The organism is Pseudomonas sp. CM27, from assembly GCF_013179515.1.
Classification (GTDB): Bacteria; Pseudomonadota; Gammaproteobacteria; order Pseudomonadales; family Pseudomonadaceae; genus Aquipseudomonas.
This window is the reverse complement of the sequence record NZ_JABMCN010000205.1, coordinates 1-10995: the sequence shown is the minus strand read 5'-3', so window position 1 is coordinate 10995 and position 10995 is coordinate 1. Positions and strand designations below refer to the sequence as shown.

General features: G+C 63.7%; 11 protein-coding genes. 3 read left to right on the top strand and 8 right to left on the bottom strand.

Translation table 11 applies throughout. The annotated features are described in order from the left end of the window. Positions 1-464: 464 nt before the first annotated feature. From HP547_RS21930 to mrcB, 3 genes are read right to left on the bottom strand one after another with little or no spacing between them, the layout of a single operon-like run. On the bottom strand, positions 465-797 hold the full coding sequence (locus HP547_RS21930) for a YqcC family protein (RefSeq protein ID WP_172232067.1): 333 nt from the start codon (positions 795-797) through the stop codon (positions 465-467). Further along, positions 797-1600, bottom strand: a complete 804-nt coding sequence (locus HP547_RS21925) for a tetratricopeptide repeat protein (RefSeq protein WP_172232065.1) — start codon at positions 1598-1600, stop codon at positions 797-799. Before HP547_RS21925 ends, HP547_RS21930 begins: the two co-directional genes overlap by 1 nt. A 15-nt stretch (positions 1601-1615) precedes the next feature. After that, a complete protein-coding gene (mrcB, locus tag HP547_RS21920) occupies positions 1616-3937 on the bottom strand; it encodes a penicillin-binding protein 1B (protein ID WP_172287415.1) in 2322 nt (773 codons plus the stop codon). Between the two features lie 115 nt (positions 3938-4052). Here mrcB and HP547_RS21915 point away from each other — a divergent pair, with 115 nt between their 5' ends. Together HP547_RS21915 and HP547_RS21910 are read left to right on the top strand one after the other, a co-directional pair. Then, complete coding sequence (locus tag HP547_RS21915; protein WP_172287414.1) at positions 4053-5615, top strand: AAA family ATPase; 1563 nt, start codon at positions 4053-4055, stop codon at positions 5613-5615. A 177-nt stretch (positions 5616-5792) separates the two neighbouring features. After that, positions 5793-6071 (top strand): TfoX/Sxy family protein, encoded by a 279-nt coding sequence (locus HP547_RS21910; RefSeq protein ID WP_172287413.1) that lies wholly within the window; start codon positions 5793-5795, stop codon positions 6069-6071. Between the two features lie 180 nt (positions 6072-6251). Here the strand turns inward: HP547_RS21910 and HP547_RS21905 are convergent, their stop codons facing one another. From HP547_RS21905 to HP547_RS21890, 4 genes are read right to left on the bottom strand one after another with little or no spacing between them, the layout of a single operon-like run. Beyond that, positions 6252-7136, bottom strand: coding sequence for a ChaN family lipoprotein (locus HP547_RS21905; RefSeq protein WP_172287412.1), 885 nt, complete (start codon positions 7134-7136; stop codon positions 6252-6254). Between the two features lie 12 nt (positions 7137-7148). Continuing rightward, complete coding sequence (locus tag HP547_RS21900) at positions 7149-7916, bottom strand: heme ABC transporter ATP-binding protein (protein WP_172287411.1); 768 nt, start codon at positions 7914-7916, stop codon at positions 7149-7151. Beyond that, complete coding sequence (locus HP547_RS21895; protein WP_172227613.1) at positions 7916-8899, bottom strand: iron ABC transporter permease; 984 nt, start codon at positions 8897-8899, stop codon at positions 7916-7918. The genes HP547_RS21900 and HP547_RS21895 overlap by 1 nt, the downstream gene beginning before the upstream one ends. Before the next feature lie 50 nt (positions 8900-8949). Further along, positions 8950-9834 (bottom strand): hemin ABC transporter substrate-binding protein, encoded by an 885-nt coding sequence (locus HP547_RS21890; protein ID WP_172287410.1) that lies wholly within the window; start codon positions 9832-9834, stop codon positions 8950-8952. Between the two features lie 149 nt (positions 9835-9983). On the opposite strand from HP547_RS21890, the gene HP547_RS21885 reads away from it, so the two are divergent. Then, on the top strand, positions 9984-10301 hold the full coding sequence (locus HP547_RS21885) for a Rieske (2Fe-2S) protein (protein WP_172227599.1): 318 nt from the start codon (positions 9984-9986) through the stop codon (positions 10299-10301). Here the strand turns inward: HP547_RS21885 and sfsA are convergent. Beyond that, on the bottom strand, positions 10291-10995 hold a 705-nt coding region (gene sfsA, locus HP547_RS21880; RefSeq protein WP_172287409.1), incomplete at its 5' end, for a DNA/RNA nuclease SfsA. The two genes, HP547_RS21885 and sfsA, sit on opposite strands and share 11 nt — an antisense overlap.

The window sequence follows — 10995 nt, the reverse complement described above, 5'->3', positions numbered from 1 at the left end:
ACGCCTTCGTCACGCAAGAAGCGGACGATCATCTCACCGCCGGATAAAAGCTCCACGTTGTTCACCTCTAAAACGCCAGAATACCGTCCCTAGTGGACGGGTCTTAATAGGTTTACTGCCAAGCAGAGCACGAGCGAACGTCAGCACTGACTGAGCAAGTATTGGGAGCGCCCCAGAGTGTTGCGGGGTTTTCCCACCCAGCGCGAGGTAACGCGTTGCGGGGTGTTACAGGTCGGCGCGGGTGTGCGCCTCATGATCTGCTTAGCGGGTCTGCTTCTGGCAGTCCCTCTACAGCGGAAGTTGGATTCTTGTGATTTGCGGCGTACAAGTCAAGAAAAATTATTGCCAATTTTTCCTCAAGATGAACCACTGCCACCACTAAAAATCGCTTCAGCAGCAGAATAAATAAGATTTCCACAAAAAAGGGCCACAATCTGCGGCCCTTGAACGAAAAACGGAAGAAATCAGGCGGAAGCAGCTATCAATTGATCAAAAGCTGCCAACAGGCGGCGCAGCTCGCGACTTTGTTCTGGTCGGTCGGTAAACACGGTTTCTGCCATGACCAGAATGCCGGAGGCGTTGGGTAGCTGCTGGCCCAGCTCAATGATGATCTTCATGCGCGGCAGGAAGATCCATTGCAGCCACTGTTCGAAGCTCAGCGTATCAACGGCAAACGGCACCGTGCTGTCCAGCGCCTCGTCGCTTGGTGGTTCGTCATCCCACCAGCCCTGCACCTGAAGCTCACGCTCGATCAGCAGCAGGTTGTCGGCAATATCCAGAATGCGTTGCTCGATCATCACGAATTGACCTGGGCTTTTTGACGGGCCAATGCCGCACCTGCGCTGTCACCCTGCTTTTCACGGGCCTGGGCAATGGTGTTCCACAGCGCAGCCTGCAGGCTTGGGCGACCGTTGGCATACGTGAGGGCCCGACGCGCCAGCTGCTCGGCTTGCGCTGCATCACCCTGCGACAGCCGCACCTGGGCCAGGCGATACAGCACCTGCGGCTCGCGCGGGGCAATGCGCTGGGCGCGCTCGAGGCTCGACGCGGCACCGTTGAAATCACCGCTGCCCTGCTGGGTTTTCGCGGTGGTCAGCAGCGCCAGCACCGGGCCGTCCAGCTGTTCATCGGCCGACAGGCCACCGGCAGCGGTGTTGCTGCGCGGAATGCCGGTTGGCGCGCTGGTGCTCGCCGGAGCGCTATTCATCGAGGCGATATCGAACGGTTCATCGGCGATCGGGTTGGGGTTGGTGGTCATCGGCGCCGAACTGACCGGGCCTGGGGTAATTGGCCCCGGGGTGATCGGCGAGGTGCTGATGGGCGCCGCGCCATTGGCCGCCGGGAACGTCTGGATGCCTGAAGCGCCAGCACCCTGCGGGATCATCACGGTGACGCCAGAGTCTTCTGGCAGCGTCTGCGCTTGCGCAGTGCCCGCATTGTAGCCACCCGCCGAGCGGTTGGCCGTTACACGTTCGCTGTTGGACACGCGGGTGCTCGAGTCGACCACCGGAATATTGCCGCGCTGGACACTGGAGCAGCCCTGGAGCACAACCAGCGCCGTCACGGCAGGAAACAGCCACTTGTTCACGTAACACCTCATCAATGCAGCCTGCGCTTAATTCATCCAGCCTTTGACCCAGTCCATGACTGATTCTGCCGGATTCTGTTCGCCGCCACAGGTCGCGCCGGCGGGCGGTTCACTCCCGCGAATATACGGCATCTGCACGGCTCCCGGACAGCTGCCATCAGACCCATGGCCACTGTAGGGGTCGATCCAGGCCTGCACCACGTTGTCCGGCTGCGGCATGTCCAGCGGCAGGGGGTCGGCTTTCTTCATGAAGCTGGTCCACACCTGCAGGGCACCGGTGGCGCCGGTAAACGGTGTTTTACCGTTATCGTCACGGCCCATCCAGACCACCGCCAAAAGGTCCTGGCTGAAGCCGGAGAACCAGCTGTCGCGCGAATCGTTACTGGTACCGGTCTTGCCAGCCAGGGTCAGCGAACGCGGCAAGGTGTTGTACACCGAGCGCCCGGTGCCTTCGCGCATGACCCGCTGCATGGCGTTCTGCACCAGGTAGATGGCCCCCGGATCGAAGGTTTGCTGGATCTGGAACGGATAGCGCTTGAGCGGCTCGCCCTCGGCGGTAAGCACGCTGCGGATACCGCGCATCGGCGTATTGAAGCCGCCGTTGGCGATGGTCTGGTACATGGTCGCGACCTGCATCGGCGACATGCCACCGGCGCCCAGCAGCATTGCCGGGAACGCCGGCCAGTCGACATTCACGCCCAGCCGGCCAATGGTCTTGATCACGTTGGGCACGCCGACTTCCAGGCCAAGCTTGGCAGTCGACAGGTTGTAGGAGTTGGCCAGCCCCTGATACAGGTAGATGGTGCCATGTGGGCGGCGATCATAGTTTTGCGGGCGCCAGACCTGGCCGTCGGCACCTTTGACCGAGAACGGTTCATCCTGTACCCAACTGGTCAGGGTGTACTTGCTCGGCTGTTCCAGCGCGGTCAGGTACACCGACGGCTTGACCAGCGAGCCGATAGGCCGGACGGCGTCGATGGCGCGGTTGAAACCAGCGTAGCCTGCCTGGCGGCTACCGATCAGCGCCTGCACTTCACCGGTTTCCGGATTGGTCACGACCATCGCCGACTCCACCTCGTCAGCGCCCTTGCGCCCCGCCAGGCGTTTGAAGGTCTCGCTCATCGAGGTTTCGGCCTTCATCTGCAAAATCGGGTCGAAGCTGGTGAAGATGCGCAGGCCTTCTTCGGTCAAGTCTTCGTCACGGTAGTCCTGGCGCAGCTGGCGCTTGACCAGGTCGAGGAAGGCCGGGAACGAGCTGTCGGCCAGGCTGCCTCGCTTGGTCACGCCCAACGGCATCTTCTTCGCCGCATCGACTTCGGCCTGGCTGGCCACGCCCTGCTCGGCCACCAGGTCAAGTACAAGGTTACGCCGGGCCAGGGCACGATCAGGGTAACGCCGCGGGTTGTAATAGGACGGCCCCTTGACCATGCCCACCAGCAAGGCGATCTGGTGCAGCTTCAGCTCGGACAGCGGCTGGCTGAAGAAGAACTGGCTGGCCAGGCCAAAGCCGTGCACGGCCCGCTGGCCATCCTGACCGACAAACACCTCGTTGAGGTAGGCCTCGAGGATTTCACGCTTGTCGTAGTGCAGCTCCAGCAGCATGGCCATCATCGCCTCGGTCAGCTTGCGGCTGAGGCTGCGCTCGCTGCTGAGGTAGAAGTTCTTCACCAGCTGCTGGGTCAAGGTACTACCGCCCTGGCGCATCGAGCCGGACGAGGTATTGACCCACATCGCCCGGGCAATGGACTTCGGTGATACACCGAAGTGGTTGTAGAAATCGCGGTCTTCGGTCGCTACCAGGGTCTCGAGCAGGTATTTGGGCACCTGGTCGATCTTGATCAGGATGCGGTCTTCGAGGTTTTTCGGGTAGATACCGCCGATCATCAGCGGCTCCAGGCGCACCACGTCAAGCGACTTGCCGTTGGCGCCGGAGAGGCCAGCCACATAATCGCCGGAGAAGCGCACGCGCACGAACTGCGCAGGTTCCATGCCCTCGTAGAACTGGAAGCCACGGGTGTTCAGGTCGACGGTATTGCCGTTGACTGCCGCTGCACCCGGGCCGTTGGCCGCGCTTTCACGCCGGTAGCCGAGCGCATCGAGCTCGGTGAGGAAGTCGGCCTTGCTGAGTTTCTGGCCGGTGAACATCTCCAGCGGCCGGGCATACACCTTGGCCGGGATGGTCCAGCGTTTGCCGGAAAACTTTTCCTGGACAACGGCATCGAGGTAAACCGCGAAGCCGGCGACGATCACCAGGCCTACCAGGCTGAGCTTCAAAGCCCAGCCCAGCCAGGCGCGGGAGCGGCCAGTCGGGCGTTTCTGAGGGGTGCGGGAATTTCGGGTTCGGGTCATGGCGGCGGATTATACGCACTTTATAAAGGCTGGGCAGACGGCCCGGCGGTAGGCAGGGACGGCACCATTGACCATAATGGCGCATTCGAATTCCCTGCCCCCGGAAGGTTTTCCTGTGAGCCAAGCCCTTATCACTGCGTTGCAGAACCCAGCCCTGTACCCTCACCCTGTGGATGGGTTCCAGCTCATCGAGACGCATATCTCCTGGGTGCTGCTCACCGGCGAGTACGCCTACAAGGTCAAGAAGCCGATGAACTTCGGCTTTCTCGACTTCACTGGCCTGGACCAGCGCCAGCATTTCTGTAACGAAGAATTGCGCCTGAACCAGCGCCTTACCGAAGGCCTGTACCTGGAAGTGTTGCCGATTACCGGCAGCGCCGAAGCACCGCAGATCGGTGGCGAAGGCGAGGCTATCGAATATGCGCTGAAGATGCGCCAGTTTCCCCAGGGGCAGATGCTCAGTACCCTGCAGGCCAATGGCGAACTGAATGCCGCGCACATCGACCAGATGGCCCGGCAGATTGCCGAATTCCACCTGCAGGCGCCGCGCGTGCCGGTAGAGCACCCACTGGGCACGCCGGACAGCGTCATGGCGCCTGTGGAGCAGAACTTCGAGCAGATTCGCCCGTTCCTCAGCGACAAGGCCGACCTGCAGCAACTCGATGCCCTGCAGGCCTGGGCCCGCAGCAGCTTCGAGCGCCTGCACGGGCTGCTGGAAAAACGCAAGGCCAATGGCTTTATCCGTGAGTGCCACGGTGACATCCACCTGGGCAACGCCACGCTGATCGATGGCAAGGTGGTGATCTTCGACTGCATCGAGTTCAACGAACCGTTCCGCCTGACCGACGTCTACGCCGACACCGGCTTCCTGGCCATGGACCTGGAAGACCGGGGCCTGAAGTGCCTGGCGCGACGCTTCATCAGCCAGTACCTGGAACTGACCGGTGACTACGAAGGCCTGGAACTGCTCAACTTCTACAAAGCCTACCGCGCACTGGTGCGGGCCAAGGTGGCGCTGTTCAGCATGCCGGCCGACGCCGATGGCGTGCAGCGTGCCACCACCCTGCGTACCTACCGTAACTACGCCAACCTGGCCGAGAGCTACAGCGCCATCCCGTCGCGCCTGCTGGCAATCACCCACGGTGTCTCGGCTGTAGGCAAAAGCCATGTGGCCATGCGCATGGTCGAAGCCCTGGGCGCGGTTCGTGTGCGTTCGGATGTGGAACGCAAGCGTCTGTTCGGTGAACAGCCGGCGCAGGATGCCGGCCAATTGGCCGGCGGTATCTACGACCAGGATGCCAGTGCTGCCACCTACCAGCGCCTGCACGAGGTTGCGTCAACGGTGCTGCGCGCCGGGTTTCCGGTAGTACTCGATGCCACCTACCTGCAACGCGGGCAGCGCCTGGCAGCAGCGGCTGTCGCCAGCGAGACCGGCGTACCGTTCCTGATCCTCGACTGCAACGCACCGGACGCGGTGATCGCCAGCTGGCTGGAACAGCGCCAGGCAGAAAACACCGACCCGTCGGATGCCACCCTGGAAGTGGTCAAGGCCCAGCAGGCCAGCCGTGAACCGCTGGATGCCCACGAGCTGGAACAAAGCACCCGGGTCGATACCCAGGATGCCAGCAGCATGAACCAGGTCATCGAACAGATTCGTCAGCGCCTGCCGGGCCTTTAACCTCATCACTCTCCTGCTCTGACCTCTTCGCGGGCAAGCCCGCGAAGAGGCCGGTACAGAACAGCTCATCGACCCCGATGGCAAAAAGCCGCGTATTCCCCAACCCCCGCTACACTCCTCTCTGACCTGCTCGCGATTTATCCCCCAAGACCCGTTCAGCCATCGCAAGGAGGCTAGATGAACGATGAATTGCAGCATCTGAAGAACCTTGGCAAGACCTCTGCGCAGTGGCTGCATGCAGCCGGCATCCACAGTGCATCGGATTTGCGCCGCCTGGGCGCGGTGGGTGCCTACCAGGCCGTGAAGACACGAGGGTTCCGCGCATCGAAGGTGCTGTTGTATGCCATTGAAGGCGCCCTGCTGGACATGCACTGGAACGAATTGCCGCTCGAACGCAAAGAAGCACTTAACCAGCAACTGGATGCGAAAGGCCCGGCACAAAAAAATCCAAAATAATCGTGAAAATGGATTGACGTGAAAATGAGAATCGTTATGATTATCGCAACTGGTCGCGAGACTGGTTGGATAAGCTAAGAGCCCCTGGTTCGGACTCTCAGATTATCTCCTCATCAGGCTAATCACGGTTATTGACCCGGCTTTTTGCCGGGTCTTTTTTTGCCTGAATTCCACCCGGTCCTATCGTCGCAGCTGAGCGCAGTAATCCTGCTGCGGCATCGCCGGCGTGTACCACACATAGTCAGCCTCGGCTGCCTCGACCTTTTCGCCAACCTCGGCCAGCAGCACCTTGCTTTCCCCCTGTGCGCCCAGGTCGGCCAGGTGCAATGGCACACCCAGGTCCTTGCGCACGTGATAGGCCCCGGCGAACAGCATTGCCGGCTGCGGCGCGGCCAGCAGGCGCTCGGCCATGCGCCGGTCGCGCTGCTGTTGCACGGCCAGCATCGCCGGCAACTGGCTTTCCGGCAGCATCCCGCAATGCCCCGCGCGCACCTCTTCCAACAGGGCGGCTTTCACCGCTGGCGTATTGGACTGCTCGCCCGCCAACGCGGCCGGCTGGCGGTAGGCCTGGCGCATTTCGGCGGGAGAAAGGTTGGCCGCCAGCAACGGCACACCGCGTTTTTGCAAGGCTTCAGTAACGATCGGGCCGTAAAGCTGCCAATCCCAGCCCTCCTGCCAGTCCAGGGCCTTGGGCAGGTCTGCCGGCAACGGCTGCCCGGCAGCCTTGTCCACCCGAGCCTGCTGCTCGGGCTGCAACATCTCCAGCAGCAGGCTGCCCTGCGTACGCCGAGCCTGCAGGGCCCGCAGCAACCAGAGTTGCAAGGCGTGATGGTCAGGGTTGTCATGTTTCTCGCCGACCAGAACCCGGGGGGCGACCGCCAGACGCTGCAGCAACTGCTCAGGGCTGATCAGCTGGCCACTGGCAAGATCGATTATCTGTCCCAGCTGCGGATCGCTGCGCCCCTCACTGCTTTGCCAGGCGGGCAATGGCGGCAGGCTGGCCTGGCAGCCACCCAGCACCAGCACCATGCACAGCCACAAGCCGGACAAAAGCGCAAAGCGCATCGGCAATGCCTCCTAACGCGTGATGATCAACGGATGCCCGCGCTCCGGGTGCGCCTGTACCAGCACATCGATCCCGTATACCTCTTTCAACGACCCGGGCGTCAGCACGGCTTCGGGCGAGGCGAACGCATGGCAGCGGCCCTGTTCCAGCAGCAGGATACGGTCACAATAGCGCGCCGCCAGGTTCAGGTCATGCAGAATCACCAGCACCGCGGCACCACGGTCGGCGAAGCGGCGCACGGCTTCCAGGGTGGTGTGCTGGTGCAGCGGATCGAGCATCGAGGTCGGCTCGTCGAGCAGCAGCGTGGTGCCCGCCTCCCCCGGCCACAGTTGCGCCAGTACCCTGGCCAGATGAACACGCTGCCGTTCGCCGCCGGACAGCGCCAGGTAACTGCGGCCCACCAGGTGCCAGGCATCTGCCGCGCGCAACGCCGCCTCGATGATTTCTGCATCGCGGCGCTGCCCGGTGCCATGGGGCATGCGCCCCATGCTCACCACTTCCTCGACCCGAAACGAGAAGCCCAAACTGGAGATTTGCGGCAGCACCGCCAGGCGCCGGGCGCGTTCCTGGCCGGCCCAGTCGGCCAGCGGCCGGCCCAGTAGCGTGACATGCCCGCGGTCGGGCGCCAGCTCGCCGCACAGCACGCCCAACAGGCTACTCTTGCCCGCACCGTTGGGGCCAAGGACACCCACTACCTGCCCCGGGCTCAGCTGTACGCTGATGTCATGCAGCACCTCATTGCTGCCCCGACGCAGGTGCAGGCCCTCGACTTGCAACATCAGCTGCGCCCTCGTATCAGCAATAACAGGAAAAACGGCGCACCGATGAATGCCGTTACAATACCGATTGGCAGCTCGGCAGGCGCCAGCAACAGCCGCGCCGCCAGGTCGGCGAACAGCATCAGCACGCCCCCTGCCAGTAACGAGGCGGGCAGTACCACGCGGTGATCCGGCCCGGCCAGCAGGCGTACAAGGTGCGGAACCACCAGGCCGATAAAGCCGATCAGGCCGGCAGCGGCCACTGCAGCGCCCACGCCCAGCGCCGTGCAGAACACCAGCTCGCGCTTGAGCCGCTCCACATCAACCCCCAGGTGCCGCGCCTCGGACTCCCCCAACAGCAGGGCATTCAGCGCCTTGGCCCGACGCGGAAGCCACAGTGCAACACCCGCCGCCACCAGCAGCAGCGGCCACAGCCGCTGGTAACTGGCGCCATTGAGACTGCCCAGGTTCCAGAACGTCAGCGTGCGCAGGGTGGCGTCGTCGGCCAGGTAAGAGAACAGCCCCACGGCCGCGCCCCCCAGCGCGGTCATCGCCACACCGGCCAGCAGCATCGTGGCGACGTTGGTCTGGCCATCGCGCCGGCCTAGCCGGTAGACCAGCGCGGTTACCCCAAGCCCGCCAACAAAAGCGCAGAACGACAGCAGATAGGGCGCGAAGGCATCCGGCATGCCGCCAAACCAGGCGCCGCCAACGATGGCAACCGCTGCCCCCATCGCCGCGCCGGCAGACACCCCCACCAACCCGGGGTCGGCCAGCGGGTTGCGGAACAGCCCCTGCATGGCCACGCCAGACAACGCCAGCACTGCGCCCACCGCCAGCCCCAGCAAGGTACGCGGCAAGCGAATCTGCCCCAGGATCATCTCGGCCTGTTGCAAACCGTCAGCGCTAATTGGCAACCCCAGCAGGCGCAGGCCGGCGCGCAGGGTATCGAACAGCGGCAGGCTGACCGGCCCCAAGGCCAGCGACAACCACACCGCCAACAGGCACAGCAGGCTCAGGCAAACGAACAGCGTACGTGGCTGGACCCGCTGTTTCATTGTGCGAAGCTGGCCTGGGCTGCCGGGTAGAAGGTGCCAGCCAAAGACTGCAAGGTCGCCGGCAGGCGTGGCCCCAGCCCGCCGACCAGCAGGGTCGGGTCAAGCGGCACCAGGCGCTTCTCGCGTACGGCGCGCGAGGCCGCCAACGCCGGGTTTTCTTTCAGCAGTGCTTGCAAGGCCTGATCACCAGCCAGCGCCCGGTCGGAGACCACCACGACATCGGCGTCCAGCGCGGCCAGTGCTTCATTGGAGAAGTTCTTGTAACCCTGGTGCTCTGCCAGGTTACGCCCGCCAGCCTGGCGCAAAAGCCAGTCACCGGCGGTGCCCTGCCCGGCGATCAGCGGCTTGGCACCGGCATGCCCGACCAGCAACAACACCCCCGGCGCCTTCTGCCCGGCCTGGGCCTGCCTGACCTTGCCCTGCAAGGCGTCAAGTTGCTGGTGATAATCCGCCGACAACGCCGAAGCTTGCGCTTCTGCGCCAAGCAACTGCCCGAGGCGCTTGAGGTTTGCATCCACCGCAGCCAGTTCGGCCTTGCTGGAGAACTGCTCGACCTGCACGCCGGCTGTGCGAATTTGCGCCAGCACCGGCGGCGGCCCCATTTCGTCGGTGCCCACCAGCACATCCGGTCGCAGGCTCAGGATGCCTTCGGCCGACAGCTGCCGCTGATAACCCACACTGGGCAGTGACTTCAACGATGCCGGGTGCTGGCTGGTGGTGTCGACGCCGACCAGCCGCGCTTCACCCCCCAGCGCGGTTATCCACTCGCTCAGTGCACCGCCGGCGCTGACCCAACGCTGCGGCAGTTGGGCCGCCAGGGCCTGGGTGGAGAGCACAAGGCTTGCGAACAAGCCGAGCACGGCGACAGGACGGCGCATCATCGGGTTTCCTTCTTAAGGCGGGCCGCGCGCCTTGTGGCGGGCGGCAGAACTGCGCACCATAGACAGCCGGACGCAGCGAATGCGGGCAATTTGATAATTATTCGCATTGAAGCGTCAAGCCATCATCTGTTTCACGAGTCGTCCCTGCCATGCACTTCCTTTGTACCTCCGACGGCCTGATCGAAGGCCAAGGCCGCGCCTTCAGCGTAGACGGCACCGAACTGTTCGGTGTGCGTCGCCAGGGCCTGGTGTACCTGTACCGCAACCGCTGCCCGCATCGGGGTATCCCGCTGAATTGGGCAGGGGATGCGTTTCTCGATGAAAGTGCCAGCCTGATCCACTGCGCCCATCATGGCGCGCTGTTCCTGATCGACAGCGGCGAATGTGTCGCCGGCCCCTGCGAAGGTGAGCAACTGCAGGCCCTGGGCTGCCATGAAGACAGCCTGGGCATCTGGCTCAAGGGGTAAGCAGCACTGGCAAACCGCGGTCGATGACGATTCCTTCAGGATCCAGGCGGGTGCCATAGGCCAGCACCTCCACGCCATCCGCCACGGCGGCGCGCAGGGCCTGGGCATAGGCCGCGTCGATTTCTTCGGCCGGGCGCACGGCGTCGATGCCGGTCAGGTTCACGCAATACAACTGCACCGCCCGTACCCCCTGCCTGGCCAGTTTAGCCAGCTCGCGCAGGTGTTTGGCACCACGCTGGGTGACCGCATCGGGGAAGGCCGCCACCGTGCTGTCGGGGAAGCCCAGGGTCACGCTCTTGACCTCGACGTAGGCCGGGGCGCCGTCGAACTCCAGGCGAAAGTCGATGCGGCTGCCTTCCTCGCCGTAGGCCACTTCACGCCTGAGGGCGGTAAAACCGGCCAGTTCGGCGATGCTGCCGGCGCGCAGGGCCTCTTCTACCAGCGCATTGGCCCGCCCGGTGTTCACGCAGGCCAGTCGCCCCTGCGGGGTTTCGCTGATTTCCCAGGTGCCGGGCAGCTTGCGCTTGGGGTCGTTGGAGCGGCTGAACCACACCTGCCCGCCTTCACGCATGCAATTGAGCATGGAGCCGGTGTTCGGGCAGTGGATGGTCATCTGCTCGCCGCCGGCCAGCTCGATGTCCGCGAGAAAACGCTTGTAGCGGCGCAGCAGGCGGCCCTGTTCGAGTGAAGGAGA

Excerpts from the sequence above, each read along its gene's own strand:
- HP547_RS21930 (WP_172232067.1), bottom strand. The coding sequence starts at position 797 with ATGATCGAGCAACGCATTCTGGATATTGCCGACAACCTGCTGCTGATC.
- HP547_RS21925 (WP_172232065.1), bottom strand. The coding sequence starts at position 1,600 with ATGAGGTGTTACGTGAACAAGTGGCTGTTTCCTGCCGTGACGGCGCTG.
- mrcB (WP_172287415.1), bottom strand. The coding sequence starts at position 3,937 with ATGACCCGAACCCGAAATTCCCGCACCCCTCAGAAACGCCCGACTGGC.
- HP547_RS21910 (WP_172287413.1), top strand. The coding sequence starts at position 5,793 with ATGAACGATGAATTGCAGCATCTGAAGAACCTTGGCAAGACCTCTGCG.
- HP547_RS21905 (WP_172287412.1), bottom strand. The coding sequence starts at position 7,136 with ATGCGCTTTGCGCTTTTGTCCGGCTTGTGGCTGTGCATGGTGCTGGTG.
- HP547_RS21900 (WP_172287411.1), bottom strand. The coding sequence starts at position 7,916 with ATGTTGCAAGTCGAGGGCCTGCACCTGCGTCGGGGCAGCAATGAGGTG.
- HP547_RS21890 (WP_172287410.1), bottom strand. The coding sequence starts at position 9,834 with ATGATGCGCCGTCCTGTCGCCGTGCTCGGCTTGTTCGCAAGCCTTGTG.
- HP547_RS21885 (WP_172227599.1), top strand. The coding sequence starts at position 9,984 with ATGCACTTCCTTTGTACCTCCGACGGCCTGATCGAAGGCCAAGGCCGC.